The organism is Sphingomonas sp. S-NIH.Pt3_0716 (assembly GCF_003950715.1).
Taxonomy (GTDB): domain Bacteria; phylum Pseudomonadota; class Alphaproteobacteria; order Sphingomonadales; family Sphingomonadaceae; genus Sphingobium; species Sphingobium yanoikuyae_A.
This window is the reverse complement of record NZ_QLJK01000009.1, coordinates 116,655-131,145: the sequence shown is the minus strand read 5'-3', so window position 1 is coordinate 131,145 and position 14,491 is coordinate 116,655. Positions and strand designations below refer to the sequence as shown.

Here is a 14,491-nt window from a genome sequence, read left to right as displayed (position 1 = left end):
TGAGGGGGAAGCGCTTTGCACGCCCCCTCATCCAGAACCGAACCGACGCGGCTTTTTTAGATCCGCTCGCCCGACAGGCGCTGGCACAGCATGTCGAGCTGGTCGAGCGTCGAATAGCGCAGCGACAATGTGCCTGGCCCGTCACCGCTGTCGGCAATCTCGACCTTCAGGCCCAATATATCGGCCAGATGCTGCTCCAGTGCCGCGATATCGGCATCCTTGCCGCCGGGAGTTGCGCCGCGCGACTTGGACTCGGCATCCTCGCCCTTCTTGGTCTTGCGCACCAGCTGCTCGGTCTCGCGGACCGAAAGCCCCTTCTGCTCGACCATCAGCGCCATCGATTCGCAGCCCGGCACGCCGATCAGCGCGCGGGCATGGCCCATACTGATCCGCCCGTGCGACACCGCCTGCTGCACCGGATCGGGCAGGTCGAGCAGGCGCATCAGATTGGCGATATGGCTGCGCGACTTGCCGACGATGCGGCCCAGCGCTTCCTGGCTATGATGGAATTCGCCGATCAGCTTGCGATAGGCCTCGGCTTCTTCGATCGGGTTGAGATCCTCGCGCTGGATATTCTCGACCAGCGCGATTTCCAGCGTTTCCTGCTCGTCGAAATCGCGCACGATCGCCGGGATGCGATGCAACTGCGCCTTCTGCGCCGCGCGCCAGCGCCGCTCGCCCGCGACGATCTGGAAACCGCCGCCATGGGGACGGACGATGATCGGCTGGATCACGCCGCGCTTGGCGATGCTGTCGGCCAGCTCCTGCAGCGCGTCCTGGTCGAAATGACGACGCGGCTGTTCGGGGTGCGGCTGGATCAGCGCGACCTCGATATTCTGCACCGCCTTGCTCGACGGCGCAGCGCTGTTGGCGCTCGCCGCCACCGGCTCTTCCCGGCTGACATCGCCCAGCAGCGCCGACAGGCCGCGGCCCAGACCGTGCGGCCGCTTTACCGGCTTCTGCTTTTCCCCAATCTCGTCGCTCAAGCCGCTACCTCCTGTCGGGGAAGACGCGCGATCAGTTCGCGCGCCAGACGCATATAGGCTTCCGACCCCGAACAGCGGAAATCATAGATGAGCGCCGGCACGCCATGGCTCGGCGCCTCGGACAGGCGCACATTGCGCGGAATGACGGTGGTGAAGACGAGGTCGCCCAGCACGGCGCGCACATCGTCGGCGACTTGATCGGTCAGCCGGTTGCGACGATCATACATGGTCAGCGCCACGCCCAGGATCGACAGGCCGGTGTTGAACCGGCTGCGGATACGCTCGACCGTCTGCAAAAGCTGCGACAGCCCCTCCAGCGCAAAGAATTCGCACTGCAACGGCACGAGCAGCGATTGCGCGGCAACCATCGCATTGACCGTCAACAGGCCAAGCGAGGGCGGACAGTCGATCAGGCAGATGTCCCAGCGCCCGGCGGGCGCCTCGGCCAGCACCCGTTCCAGCCGGTGGGTGCGCTGCTCATAGTCAATCAGCTCGATCTCCGCCCCGGACAGATCCTGGGTCGCCGGGATCAGGTCCAGCTTGGGCACGCGGGTGGTGACGACCGCCTCGTCCAGTTCGCAATTGCCGACCAGCAGGTCATAGCTCGACCGTTCGCGATCGGCATGATTGACGCCCAGCCCGGTCGAGGCATTGCCCTGCGGATCGAGATCGACCAGCAGCACGCGCAGCCCCGTCGCGGCCAGGCCGGTCGCCAGATTGATAGCCGTGGTGGTCTTGCCGACTCCGCCCTTCTGATTGGCGATGGCGATACAAATCATCCTCGACCCTTCTTTTTGACAGGTTTGACGGATCGCGCGACGATGATGGCGCTGTCGGCGTCGGTCACGCTGCGTTCCACATGAAACGCACCTTGCCATGCCGGACGCGCTGTCTCCAGTTCATTCTGCGCATTTCGTCCCTTGGGCAGCACCCAAATCGTCTTTTCATCGGACAGATGTTGGGCCGACTGGAGCAATTTGGGCAGCGGCGCATAGGCGCGGGCGCTGATAACGGCCGACTTGGTCGCCGTCGCGACCTCGACCCGACCGCCAAAGACGGAGGCGTTGGTCAGTCCCAGCTCCGCGATAACATCATTGAGGAAGTCGATCCGCTTGCGGCGCGATTCGACCATGATCAGCGGCCGGTCGGACATGCTGGCGACGACGATGCCGGGCAGGCCTGCGCCCGAGCCCAGGTCCATCCAAGGCCCCTCCCCCGCATCCTTGGCGTGCAGCAGCAGCTGGGCCGAGTCGACGATATGCCGTGCCCAGACATGGGGCCGGGTCGATTCGGCGATCAGATTCTGCTCGTCCATCGCGGACAGCAAAAGCGACACATAGCGCTCCAGCCGATCCCATGTTTCACGTGGAACATCAAAATGGGCGTCGAGCCAGGCCCGCGCTTCGTCTTCGGTCATGCTGCCTTCCGCCGCACATGGACAAGGATGGCGGCGAGCGCCGCCGGGGTGATGCCGCGGATACGGCCCGCAGCAGCCAACGTGTCGGGTCGTGCCCCGTCGAGCCGCTCGATCATCTCGCTCGACAGGCCGCCGACGCTGGCAAAGTCGAAGTCCGCCGGGATGGCCACGCGCTCGTCCCGACGCAGGGCGGCAATCTCCGCATCCTGTCGTTCGAGATAGGGCGCATAATGCGCGTCCTCCAAAATCTCGGCGCGCAGGTCCGCTGGCCCCGCTGCCAGGCTCGGCGCCAGCGTCACCAGCAGATCGGCTTGCACCTCGGGAAAGCGTGCCCATTCGAACAGGCTGCGCCGCGCGCCATCCTGCCGTACACTCGCCCCTGCCCGCGCCATCTCGGTCGCGGTATAGGGCCGGGCCAGTTCCGCCTCGATCGTAGCGCGCGCACTGGCCCGTGCGGCGAAGCGCGCCGCCCGATCCGGACCAATGATGCCATGGGCCAGGCCGATATCCCCCAGCCGCGTCTCGGCATTGTCGGCACGGAGTCGCAGTCGATATTCGGCGCGCGCGGTCAGCATGCGATAGGGTTCGGTCACGCCCTGCAACACCAGGTCGTCGATCATCACGCCGATATAGGAACTGGCCCGGTCGAGGATCATCGGCGCCTCGCTTCGTGCCCGCGCCGCGGCATTGGTGCCGGCAACCAGCCCCTGGGCCGCCGCCTCCTCATAGCCGGTCGTGCCATTGATCTGTCCCGCACAGAAGAGGCCGGGCAATGCCCGCACTTCCAGGCTGGCATCCAGCGCGCGCGGATCGATATGGTCATATTCGACCGCATAGCCCGGCACGACAATCTCCGCCTGCTCCAGTCCGCGCATCGACCGTATCATGGCCAACTGCACATCAGCCGGCAGCGAGGTGCTGATGCCATTGGGATAGATCAGCGCATCGTCCAGCCCTTCGGGCTCCAGGAAGATCTGATGGCCGTCGCGATCGCCGAAGCGGATCACCTTGTCCTCGATCGACGGGCAATAGCGCGGCCCCCGCCCCTCGATCGCGCCACTGAACAGGGGCGATCGCCCCAGCCCTTCGCGGATGATCGCATGGGTCCGTTCATTGGTGCGGGTGATGGCACAGGCCAGTTGCGGCAGCGGCCGATGATCGGACAGCGGCGACATGGTCCAGCCTTCGCCGTCCGACGCCTGCTCCTCCAGCACCGCCCAGTCGATGGTGCGGCCGTCAATGCGCGGCGGCGTGCCGGTCTTCAGCCGGCCGATCGGCAGGCCCATCTCGCGCAACTGCACGCCCAGCGCGGTTGCCGCCCGCTCGCCAGTGCGGCCGCCGACATCCACATCCTCACCGCGGAACAGCTTGCCGCCCAGGAAGGTGCCGGTCGCCAGCACGACCGAGGGCGCTGCCAGCGTCCGGCCATCGGCCAGCGCCAGACCCGCCACCGCGCCCTCGCGGACGATCAGGCCTACCGCCTCGCCCTCGACGATCTCCAACCCCGCCTGGACATCAAGCATCTGGTGGATTGCCGCCTTGTAGCGCTTGCGGTCCGCCTGCACGCGCGGCCCCTGCACCGCAGCCCCCTTGCTGCTGTTGAGCATGCGATAATGGATCGCCCCGGCATCAGCGGCGCGGCCGATCAAGCCGTCCAACGCGTCGACCTCACGGACCAGATGACCCTTGCCCAGACCGCCGATCGCCGGGTTGCAGGACATGGCGCCCACGGTCGCCCGTTCGAAAGTCAGCAGCGCCACCGCCGCCCCTTTGCGCGCTGCCGCAGCGGCCGCCTCGCAGCCGGCATGGCCGCCACCAACCACGATCACATCATAGCTTGTTCGCATGGCGGCCCCATATCAGATTCAGGGGCCTGCGGTCAAAAGCGTTCCACGTGGAACATCGCACTATCAGCCATCACTCGCGCTAATTTCGCTTACTTACCGATGCAGAATCCCGAGAAGAGACGATCGAGCATATCCTCGGTCCCCGCCTGTCCGGTCAGCGCGTCGATCGTCCGTCGCCCCAGACGCAACTCCTCCGCCAGCACCAGCAGATCGCGGGCCGCGCCTGCCGCGAGCAGATGATCGTGCAGTTGGCGCACGCCGTCCCGCTGCCGCGCATGCAGCGCATAGTCGCCCTCACCCGGCAGCAGCGTTGCCGCCCGATCGAGCAGCATCGCCACCAGCGCATCCATCCCCTCGCCCGTCCGCGCTGACAGACGCAGACCAGGCCGGTCAACCTCGAACAGCACGACATCGCTCTGCGCCGCGATCAGCAGCGCATCATCGCGCGGTGCCTCGGCCGGGTCGCCCAGCCACAGGATGATGTCCGCCGCCTCCAGCGCGGCGCGTGCGCGGTCGATGCCGATCGCCTCGATGGCATCGCCGGTCTCGTCGCGCAATCCGGCCGTGTCGGTGAACAGGAAGGCGGTGCCGCCGATCGCGGCGGGCACCTCGATCCGGTCGCGGGTGGTGCCGGCAATGTCGGACACGATCGCCGCCTCGCGTCCCACCAGGCTATTGAGCAAGGTCGACTTGCCGGCATTGGGCGGCCCGGCCAGCACCACCCGGATGCCGTCGCGCAGCCGCTCGGCCGAGGGCGCCGCCAGCAATGCACCGACATCCTGCGCCAGCACCATCACCCCCTGCCCGATCCGCGCCTCGATATCGGCGTCGGGCACATCATCCTCGTCGGAAAAGTCGAGCGCGGCCTCTGTCATCGCCGACAGGTCGAGCAGCCGCATCCGCCAGCCGTCGATCCGCTGCGAAAAATGCCCCTCCATCATCGCCAGCGCCGCACGCCGCTGTTGCTGCGTCTCTGCCGCCAGCAGGTCGGCCAGTCCCTCGACCTCGTTCAGGTCCATGCGGCCATGGGCAAAGGCACGGCGGGTGAACTCGCCGGGAGTTGCGCGGCGCAACTGTGGCATCGCCCCCAGCGCCGTCTCGACCGCCGCAATCACCGCCCGACCGCCATGGCAATGCAACTCGGCCATATCCTCGCCCGTCACGGTGCGCGGCCCCGGCAACCACAAGAGCAGCGCCCGGTCGAGCGGCGCGCCGTCGCGCGGATCGCTCAGCAGCGCCAGGCTCGCCATGCGGGGGGTGGGCAGTCGCCCGGCCAGCGCCTGCAGCGCCGCGCCCGCCATCGGGCCGCTGACGCGCACCACGCCAATCCCCGCCGGCGGAGCGCCGCTCGACAGGGCAAAGATCGTCTCGCTCACTTAATCCTTCTTGTCGCCATTCTTGCCCGCCATGCCGGACAGGCCAATATCCATCATCTGCTTGAACAGCCGCACGCCGGCATCGCCCATCGGCGAGAAGCTCTTGAACAGCGTCTCCATCTGCTCGACGCTGCCAATGCCGTCCATGCTGTCGAGCATCGTCTTGATATATTTGTCGTGGATGGGGCTGACGTCCGGCAAGCCCAGAAAGGCGCGCGCCTCGGCCGGGGTGCAATCCACGTCGACGGTCACTTTCATCTGTTGCCCTTCCCTGTCGCGGTCATCCGCCTGTCGCTCCATCTCATGCCGCAAACAGGCCGGCGATGGCAAACTTTTTGGGCGTGACAGCGCGCTTGCACCCCTCGCCCAAGGCGCCAATATGCGCCTCGACCTAACAGACTCCCAAGGCGGAAGGATATCCCATGGCAGACTATATTCCGATCAAGACGCTGGAAGGCGACGGCCAGTTCGACGCCTATGTCGCCACGCCGGACAGCCCGGCCAAGGCCGCGATCATCGTCATCCAGGAGATTTTCGGCGTCAATGAGGGCATACGCCGCAAATGCGACAGCTGGGCCCGCGCCGGCTATCTGGCGATCGCGCCCGACCTGTTCTGGCGCATCGATCCGCATATCGAGCTGGACGCTGACATCCCCGAGCAGATGCAGCAGGCGCTCGACTATATCCCCCGCTTCAACCAGGATCAGGGCGTCCGCGATATCGAGGCAACCATCCGCGCCGCGCGCGCGATGCTGGAAAGCCCGGCCAAGGTCGGCGTCGTCGGCTATTGCCTGGGCGGCCGCGTCGCCTTCATGACCGCCTGCCGCACCGATGGCGATGCCTTTGTCGGCTATTATGGCGTGGGCATCGACGGACTGCTGGGCGAACAACATGCCATCGGCAAGCCGACCATGCTACATATCCCGACCAATGACGGCTTTGTCGCCGCCGACGTTCAGGCCAAGATGCATGACGGGCTGAAGGACAACCGCCACGTCACCCTGCATGATTATGAAGGGCTGGATCATGGCTTCGCCGCCGAGATGGGCGATCGCCGCGTCGAGGAAGCCGCGCAATTGGCCGACCGTCGCACCGCCGACTTCTTCGCGCAAGCGCTCGCCTGATGTCGGGCGAAGCATGGCGGATGATCGTCCGCGCCCATGGCGGGCCCGAGGCGATCGAGCGCGAGAATTTCGATCCGGGCACGCCCGGTGAAGGCGAGGTGCTGATCGCGCAGGATGCGGTCGGCCTCAACTTCATCGACACCTATTATCGCACCGGCCTCTACCCCGCCCCCCTGCCCCTAACACTGGGATCGGAGGGTGCGGGCCATGTCGTCGCGGTTGGTGCGGGCGTCAGTGGCATTGCCGTGGGCGACAAGGTCGGCTGCGCCGCCGGCTTGGGCGCCTATGCCACCCACCGCATCGTCCCGGCCGATCGCATGGTGCGCATCCCCGATGCGGTCAGCACCCGCGATGCCGCCGCAATGATGCTCAAGGGCATGACCGCCTGTTATCTGGCCGAGGACATGATCGACCTGCTGCCCGGCGATGTGGCGCTGGTCCATGCCGCCGCCGGTGGTGTCGGATCGGTGCTGGTGCCCTGGCTGCGCGACAAGGGCGTGGTCGTGATCGCCCATAGCGGATCGCCCGAAAAGGCGGCCAGGGTCGATGCCGACCACAGCCTGTCCGGCCCGCTCGACGATCTGGCGGCACAAGTGCGCGACCTGACCGACGGTAAGGGTGTCGCCGTTGCCTATGATGGCGTCGGCAAGGACAGTTGGGCCGCCTCGCTCGCCAGCCTGCGCCGCCGCGGTCTGCTGGTCAGCTATGGCAATGCGTCGGGCGCGGTGCCGCCGATCAGCCTGCTCGATCTCAGCCGCAACGGCTCGCTCTATGTCAGCCGCCCGACCCTGTTCGACTATGTCGCGACGGCGGAAGATCTGGCCAACACCGCCGAACGCCTGTTCGATCGGATGGCGCGCGGGATCGTGTCAGCGCAGATCGGCCAGAGCTTCGCTCTCGCCGACGCTGCGGACGCCCATCGCGCACTGGAAGGGCGCCAGACCACGGGCAGCACCATCCTGATCCCCTAAGCCTCTGGCTCATCTACATAATCCTATCGGGGGCGGCATTACACATGCCGTCCCTTTTTTTGTGCAGGCGGTCTGCCCGCCCTTCCCTATTGATCGCCATTTGCAGTATTCGATGAGAGATGCTGCCGTCCCGGAAGAACAAGAACATGTCCCGATTGGCCAAGCTGATCCTGCTGCCATGGTGGACCGTGCAGCTGGCGACCGGCGCCAAATCCTTTCTCGACAATCCGCTGATCGGTTCGTCCCGGCTCAATGCGCTGGGCCTCCATGTCGGGCGCGTCAGGTTGGCCCAGTGGATGACCGCTCGGCGTCGCTCGCGTCTCGCCGCAGATCTTTCCGCAGCCGATCGTCATGCCTTTGATCGCGACGGTTTCATCGAGATCCGCGACTTCCTGCCGCCGGAGCAGTTTGCTGCCCTGCGCGAGCAGATTGCGGCCTATCAGGCTGTTCCACGTGAAATGGTGCAGGGTCATACCATCACCCGTCGTTACGCGCTGGACGGGGCTGCCCGGCGCGCCATGCCCGCTATGGCCCGCTTTCTCGATCATCCCCGCTGGCGCGCGCTGGCGCGCTATGCCGCCGGCTTCAACGTCGAGCCGCTGATCTACATCCAGACCATTCTCACCCATCGTCGGGACGGCGCGCCCGATCCGCAGACCCAACTGCACGCCGATACCTTCCATCCCGCGATGAAGGCCTGGCTGTTCCTGGAGGACGTCCCGGCCGAAGGCGGCCCCTTCACCTATGTGCCCGGATCGCATCGACTGACCCCCGCGCGCGCGGCGTGGGAGAAACAGCGCAGCCTGACAGCGCGAGATGGCGATTGCCGTCTGTCGGCGCGCGGCTCGCTGCGGATCGACGAAGCGGAACTGGCCGGTCTTGGCCTCCCGCCGCCGCGCCAGTTTCCGGTCCCAGCCAACACATTGGTGATCGCCGACACTTTCGGCTTCCATGCGCGCGGCGAAGCGGCGCAGCGTTCCACCCGCGTCGAACTCTGGGCCTATGGCCGGCGCAACCCCTTCCGCCCGCTGGTGGGGCTCGACATTTGGAGCCTGCCCGGAATCACCGAACGGCGCATCAACCTGCGCTGGGGGCTGCGCGATGCCGTGGCACGCTGGATCGGCCACCCCTGGCGGCCCGCAGGCATGAAAAGGCCCGCCGACGACTGAGCGTGGGCGGGCCGATTGCGATAGCGTCGATCAGATCGATCAGAAGAGCGTCAATATGCCCACCGACCGATCCATGATGCCGTCATAGATCATCGAGCAGGCAACATAGACGATCACCGCCAGGCCCAGATAGGCCAGCCAGCGGAAGCGTTCGATATATTTGGCGATGATGTTCGCCGCGATGCCCATCATCGCCACCGACAGGATCAGGCCGATGATCAGGATGCCGGGATGCTCCCGCGCGGCACCGGCCACGGCCAGCACATTGTCCAGGCTCATGCTGACGTCGGCGATCGCCACCGACCAGGCGGCGGCGGCAAAGCTCTTGGCCGGGCGCACGCCCGATACATCATCGTCGCTCGGATCGTCAGGCGTATGCGCGCCGGCATTGGGCCGCAATTCGCGCCACATCTTCCAGCTGACCCACAGCAGCAGCAGGCCGCCGGCCAGGATCAGGCCGACAATCTGCATCAATTGGCTGACCACCAGCGCAAAGCCGATGCGCAGCACCAGCGCAGCGATGATGCCGATCAGGATGACCTGCTGGCGCTGCTTGGGCGGCAGGCCGGCGGCCAGCGCGCCGACGACGATCGCATTGTCGCCCGCCAGCAGGATATCGATCATCAGCACCTGGCCAAAGGCGGCCAGGGCGCTGGGCGTCCCGATATTGCTGAAGTCGTTGACGATATGCTGCCAGATATCCGCCGGGGAACCGAGCCCCTGGGCGGCCGAAGCGGCGGTGGCGATAAGGTCGAGCATGACGGCCTAACGTCCCTGTATGTGAAAATGAAGAAAGCCGGACCATATACATGGCCCGGCTCTCACCGCAAAATATATGGCAGGGTGGCTGCACATCCGCGCAGCCGCCACCGCGCTTACTGGTTCATGGTCGCGAAGAAATCCTCGTTGGTCTTGGAATCCTTCATCTTGTCGAGCAGGAATTCCATCGCATCGACCGTGCCCATCTGCATGAGGATGCGGCGCAGCACCCACATCTTGCTGAGCGTCGGCTTCTCGACCAACAGCTCTTCCTTGCGGGTGCCGGACTTGCCGACGTCCAGCGCCGGGAAGATGCGCTTGTCCGCAACCTTGCGGTCCAGCACGATTTCCGAGTTGCCGGTGCCCTTGAACTCTTCGAAGATGACTTCGTCCATGCGGCTGCCGGTGTCGATCAGCGCGGTCGCGATGATCGAGAGCGAGCCGCCCTCCTCGATGTTGCGCGCGGCGCCGAAGAAGCGCTTCGGGCGCTGCAGCGCGTTGGCGTCGACACCGCCGGTCAGCACCTTGCCCGACGAGGGGACGACAGTGTTGTAGGCGCGGCCGAGGCGGGTGATCGAGTCGAGCAGGATGACGACATCCTTCTTGTGCTCGACCAGGCGCTTAGCCTTCTCGATCACCATTTCGGCGACCTGGACGTGGCGGGTGGCAGGCTCGTCGAAGGTCGAGGAAACGACCTCACCCTTCACGCTGCGCTGCATGTCGGTGACTTCTTCCGGGCGCTCGTCGATCAGCAGGACGATCAGGAAGACTTCGGGATGATTGTCGGTGATGGCCTTGGCGATGTTCTGCAGCATCACCGTCTTGCCGACGCGCGGCGGCGCGACGATCAGCGTGCGCTGGCCCTTGCCCTGCGGCGAGACGATGTCGATGACGCGGGCCGACTTGTCCTTGATGGTCGGGTCCAGCGTGTCGAGGCGCAGCTTCTGCTCGGGATAGAGCGGGGTCAGGTTGTCGAAATTGACGCGATGGCGGACAACGTCCGGATCATCGAAATTGACCGACAGCAGCTTGGTCAGGGCGAAATAGCGCTCGCCATCCTTGGGCGCGCGGATCTCGCCCTCGACCGTGTCGCCGGTGCGCAGGCCGAAGCGACGGACCTGGTTGGGCGAGACATAGATGTCGTCGGGGCCGGCCAGGAAATTCGCCTCCGGGCTGCGCAGGAAGCCGAAGCCGTCCGGCAGCACCTCGATCGTGCCCTCACCCATGATCTGCGCGCCATTTTCGGCCTCGGCCTTCAGGATGGCGAACATCAGATCCTGCTTGCGCAGGGTCGATGCGCCCTCGACGCCCAGTTCTTCCGCCATGGTGACGAGGTCGGCGGGAACTGTCTTCTTGAGGTCCTTGAGATGCATTGCGAGTCGGTCCGATGGAGTGAGGGATAGAATAGCCGGGTAAGAAAGGAGATTTTGCCCGGTCAATGTCTCGGGAAAGCCTCGCGCCGGACGGGCGAGGGGAATAGTCGGCGTTTAGCGAGCGCCCGGCCCTCAAGTCAAGCGAGGACATTTCCCTATTCCGCCTGAAATCATGGGCGATCCGGGGATTTTCGACAGGTGGTGCCCCATCTGCGGCGATGGACGACATATCCTGCCCCATGATATGATGAGACATAAAATATCGGAAGGATGAGGAAATGCGTTATTTCCGTGCCCTGATGGCGATCGCCACGGGCGCGCTCACCGCGCTGCCACTCGCCGCGCAGGACAGCCCCCCGCTCGATCCCGACATACCCCCCACCGTCGTCCGCACCGGCCCCTCGCTCGACGACCGAGTCACCATTCCCATCAATATCGACGGCAAGGGGCCGTGGAACTTCGTGATCGACACCGGCTCCCAGCGCACGGTCATCGCCCGCGACCTGGCCGACCGGCTCGCCCTGCCCAATCGGCGGATCGTCACCATCCTCAGCATGACCGGCAAGGCGGAAGTGCCGACCGTCGCCGTGCCCCGGCTCGGTTTCGGCGCGACCACGGTGGACGATATAGAGGCGCCGGTGCTGAACGGCGAGCATCTGGGCGCCGCCGGCCTGCTCGGCCTCGACAGCCTGCATGCCAAGCGGGTGCTGCTCAATTTCCGCACCGGCCGGATGGAAATCAGCGAAAGCCGCCGCCTGCCCCCGCGCGATCCCGATGCGATCATTGTCGAGGCGCGCCGGCGCAAGGGACAGCTGATCCTGCTGGATTCCGACGTCAACGGGATGAAGGTGAACATCATCCTGGATACCGGCGCCAATTTCAGCGTCGGCAATCTGGCGCTGCGCGACAAGCTGGTGCGCAAGAAGCGCGCGCCCGCACTGCTGCAGGCCAGCCTGATCAGCGTGACCGGCGACACGCTGACCGGTGATGTCGGGCGACTGGATTTCGTGCGCATGGGTCGGGTCAAGCTGACCGGCGTGCCGGTGCTGTTCGCCGAGGCCAGCCCCTTTGCCGAGCTGGGCCTGGCCGACAAGCCGGCGCTGATGCTGGGGATGAACGCGCTGCGGCTGTTCGACCGGGTGGCGATCGACTTCGGCCGGGGCAAGGTGGACTTCCTGCTACCCGATACCGGCGCGCTCGATCCAGTCCGGCTGGCCGCCTCAGCGCCTCGTCAGGGACGCTGAGGCACCGGATCAGGGATTATCGGGTCGCTGCTGCTGGGCCGGCTGGCGCTGGCGCGGCGTACGGCCCAACACATTGTCGATCCATTGCTGGTCCAGGCGCGGCGGCGCCGGGCGATCGGCCGGATCGGGCTGAGCCATATCCTCGCCATCCTCCGCCTCGCTGCCGGCCGGCCGGGCACGGTCGATCGGCAGGCCATTTTCATCGACCATCATGCCGCCTTCCATGCCGTTATCCGGCTGGCCGTAATAGGCTTCCTCGTCCGGCTCCAGCTGCCATTCGGGCAGGGTGACCTGGGTCTCGAACTGCTCCACCGGCCGCTTGGCGACGGCGACCTTCATATAATCGGCAAAGGCGTGGGCCGGCGCGCGACCGCCATAGAGCGAAGGCACCGCCTTGGCGTCATCGCGGCCGACCCAGACGCCGGTGGTGATGCCGCTGGAAAAGCCCAGGAACCAGCCATCCTTGCCGCTGTTGGTGGTGCCGGTCTTGCCCGCGACCGGGCGTCCGATCTGCGCCGCCTTGCCGGTGCCGGTGCTGACCGCCGTCTGCATCAGGTCGGTCATGCCCGCCGCGACCCAGGGCGCCACCAGCACGCGGCTGGTATCGTCCTGATGCTGGTAGAGCATCCGCCCGTCGGCGGTCGTCACCTTGGTGATGCCATAGGGGGTGACCGCCACGCCCTTGCGCGCGATCGAGGCGAAGGCGCGGGTCATGTCGATCAGCCGTACGTCCGACGTGCCCAGCACCATCGAGGGGTGGGTGTTGATCGGCGTGGTGATGCCGAAGCGGCGCGCCATGTCGGCGACGGTCGGGAAACCGACCTCCACGCCCAGCTTCGCCGCGACCGTGTTGATCGAATAGGCAAAGGCGGTGCGGATATCGATCGCACCGGCAAAGCGGCCATTGCTGTTGCGCGGGCTCCAGCCATTGATCGTCACCGGCTCATCGGTAACGCCGGTATCGGGCGTATAGCCTGCCTCCAGCGCCGCCATGTATACGAAGATCTTCCAGGCCGAACCGGGCTGTCGCACGGCGGTCGTCGCGCGGTTATAGTTGGAGGTCACATAGTCGAGCCCGCCGACCATGGCGCGCACCGCGCCGTCGCGATCCAGGCTGACCAGCGCGCCCTGCATGCCGTTCGACACGTTTGCCTTCACTGCAGCGGTCGCTGCATTCTGCATGCCAAGGTCGATGGTCGTATAGACTTCCAACGGCTCATTGGGCTCGTCGATCAGCGTGTCGAGCTGCGGCAGCGCCCAGTCGGTGAAATAGCGCACGCTGTTCTGCGGCGGCTCGGGCGCCATGCGCACGCCAGCCAGATTGGCATTGGCATGATCGGCAGCGCTGATCTTGCCATTTTCCTGCATCAGGTCGAGCACCACGCCGGCGCGGCCGATCGCGGCCTCGGCATCGGCGGTGGGCGAATAGCTGGACGGCGCCTTCACCAGGCCGGCGATGATCGCCGCCTCGGGCAGGTCCAGGCTCTGTGCGGGATGGCCAAAAAATTTGCGGCTGGCGGCGTCGATGCCATAGGCGCCGCCGCCGAAATAGACCTTGTTGAGATAGAGTTCCAGGATCTGCTGCTTGGAGAATTTGCGCTCCAGCGCCATCGCCAGCACCATCTCGCGGACCTTGCGGCCCCAGCTATAGCTGTTGTTGAGGAAGATGTTGCGCGCGACCTGCTGGGTGATGGTCGACGCGCCCTGCCAGCGCCGGCCGCTGCCGCGCCGTTCCAGCGCGACCCAGGCCGCGCGTGCCATGCCGACCGGATCGACGCCGGGGTGCATGTAGAAACGCCGATCCTCGGTCGACACCATCGCATCGACCATGACCGAGGGAATCTGGTCATAGCTTAGCCAGCGGCCGAAGCTCGGCCCCAGGGAGACGATGACCGATCCGTCCGCCGCATGGACGCGGATCATCTGGCCATTGGGGGAGGATTTGAGGCTGTTATAGTCGGGCAGCGACTGCATCGCGATGAACACGGCGACGCCGATCGCGACCAGACCGGCAAAGGCGCCGACCAGACCGATCTTTAGCCCGCGCACCAGCCATTTCTTCGCCTTGCCCGGCGCCTTCTTGCTCTTGTCAGATCGTGCCATTTGCCGCCCCGGATACGCGCTATTACCGGCCCGGACCAGCGCAAATCAGGGCGCTCGTCCGGAAAACTCCCCGGTCTGTAAGGATGATGCGGCTTTACCCGCGATGAATATTATCGGGAGAC

Annotated in this window: 13 protein-coding genes; 4 read left to right on the top strand and 9 right to left on the bottom strand. The window is 65.8% G+C overall.

Features of this window, described 5'->3' with window-relative positions; genetic code table 11:
• Positions 1 to 56: 56 nt before the first annotated feature.
• The 6 genes from BRX37_RS09660 to BRX37_RS09635 form a co-directional block, all read right to left on the bottom strand.
• Positions 57 to 986: a ParB/RepB/Spo0J family partition protein gene (locus BRX37_RS09660; protein ID WP_125986579.1), complete on the bottom strand. Its 930-nt coding sequence runs from the start codon at positions 984 to 986 to the stop codon at positions 57 to 59.
• Positions 983 to 1,765, bottom strand: coding sequence for a ParA family protein (locus BRX37_RS09655; RefSeq protein ID WP_004209162.1), 783 nt, complete (start codon positions 1,763 to 1,765; stop codon positions 983 to 985). The genes BRX37_RS09660 and BRX37_RS09655 overlap by 4 nt, the downstream gene beginning before the upstream one ends.
• The gene (rsmG, locus tag BRX37_RS09650) at positions 1,762 to 2,403 is read right to left on the bottom strand and encodes a 16S rRNA (guanine(527)-N(7))-methyltransferase RsmG (protein ID WP_125986577.1); all 642 of its coding nucleotides are present in this window, start codon (positions 2,401 to 2,403) and stop codon (positions 1,762 to 1,764) included. Before rsmG ends, BRX37_RS09655 begins: the two co-directional genes overlap by 4 nt.
• Positions 2,400 to 4,250, bottom strand: a complete 1,851-nt coding sequence (mnmG, locus tag BRX37_RS09645; RefSeq protein WP_125986575.1) for a tRNA uridine-5-carboxymethylaminomethyl(34) synthesis enzyme MnmG — start codon at positions 4,248 to 4,250, stop codon at positions 2,400 to 2,402. The genes rsmG and mnmG overlap by 4 nt, the downstream gene beginning before the upstream one ends.
• An 89-nt stretch (positions 4,251 to 4,339) precedes the next feature.
• Entirely contained in the window at positions 4,340 to 5,626 is a 1,287-nt protein-coding gene (mnmE, locus tag BRX37_RS09640) for a tRNA uridine-5-carboxymethylaminomethyl(34) synthesis GTPase MnmE (RefSeq protein WP_125986573.1), read from the bottom strand.
• Positions 5,627 to 5,884, bottom strand: coding sequence for a DUF6489 family protein (locus BRX37_RS09635; RefSeq protein ID WP_004209166.1), 258 nt, complete (start codon positions 5,882 to 5,884; stop codon positions 5,627 to 5,629).
• 164 nt (positions 5,885 to 6,048) lie between these two features.
• Here BRX37_RS09635 and BRX37_RS09630 point away from each other — a divergent pair, with 164 nt between their 5' ends.
• The 3 genes from BRX37_RS09630 to BRX37_RS09620 all read left to right on the top strand — a co-directional run bounded on the left by BRX37_RS09630 (position 6,049) and on the right by BRX37_RS09620 (position 8,890).
• Positions 6,049 to 6,750 carry a dienelactone hydrolase family protein gene (locus BRX37_RS09630; protein WP_125986571.1) on the top strand — a complete coding sequence of 234 codons (702 nt, stop codon included), beginning with the start codon at positions 6,049 to 6,051 and terminating at the stop codon, positions 6,748 to 6,750.
• On the top strand, positions 6,750 to 7,721 hold the full coding sequence (locus BRX37_RS09625) for a quinone oxidoreductase (protein WP_318276653.1): 972 nt from the start codon (positions 6,750 to 6,752) through the stop codon (positions 7,719 to 7,721). Before BRX37_RS09630 ends, BRX37_RS09625 begins: the two co-directional genes overlap by 1 nt.
• A 146-nt stretch (positions 7,722 to 7,867) precedes the next feature.
• Positions 7,868 to 8,890 carry a phytanoyl-CoA dioxygenase family protein gene (locus BRX37_RS09620; protein WP_164522442.1) on the top strand — a complete coding sequence of 341 codons (1,023 nt, stop codon included), beginning with the start codon at positions 7,868 to 7,870 and terminating at the stop codon, positions 8,888 to 8,890.
• A 39-nt stretch (positions 8,891 to 8,929) separates the two neighbouring features.
• Here the strand turns inward: BRX37_RS09620 and BRX37_RS09615 are convergent, their stop codons facing one another.
• Entirely contained in the window at positions 8,930 to 9,649 is a 720-nt protein-coding gene (locus tag BRX37_RS09615; protein ID WP_004209170.1) for a YjbE family putative metal transport protein, read from the bottom strand.
• Between the two features lie 116 nt (positions 9,650 to 9,765).
• Positions 9,766 to 11,022 carry a transcription termination factor Rho gene (rho, locus tag BRX37_RS09610; RefSeq protein ID WP_004209171.1) on the bottom strand — a complete coding sequence of 419 codons (1,257 nt, stop codon included), beginning with the start codon at positions 11,020 to 11,022 and terminating at the stop codon, positions 9,766 to 9,768.
• Between the two features lie 278 nt (positions 11,023 to 11,300).
• Here rho and BRX37_RS09605 point away from each other — a divergent pair, with 278 nt between their 5' ends.
• Positions 11,301 to 12,266 carry a retroviral-like aspartic protease family protein gene (locus BRX37_RS09605; protein ID WP_017499460.1) on the top strand — a complete coding sequence of 322 codons (966 nt, stop codon included), beginning with the start codon at positions 11,301 to 11,303 and terminating at the stop codon, positions 12,264 to 12,266.
• Positions 12,267 to 12,275: 9 nt separating this feature from the next.
• Here BRX37_RS09605 and BRX37_RS09600 read toward each other — a convergent pair whose 3' ends face one another.
• Positions 12,276 to 14,369, bottom strand: a complete 2,094-nt coding sequence (locus tag BRX37_RS09600) for a transglycosylase domain-containing protein (protein WP_037519233.1) — start codon at positions 14,367 to 14,369, stop codon at positions 12,276 to 12,278.
• Positions 14,370 to 14,491 lie beyond the last annotated feature (122 nt).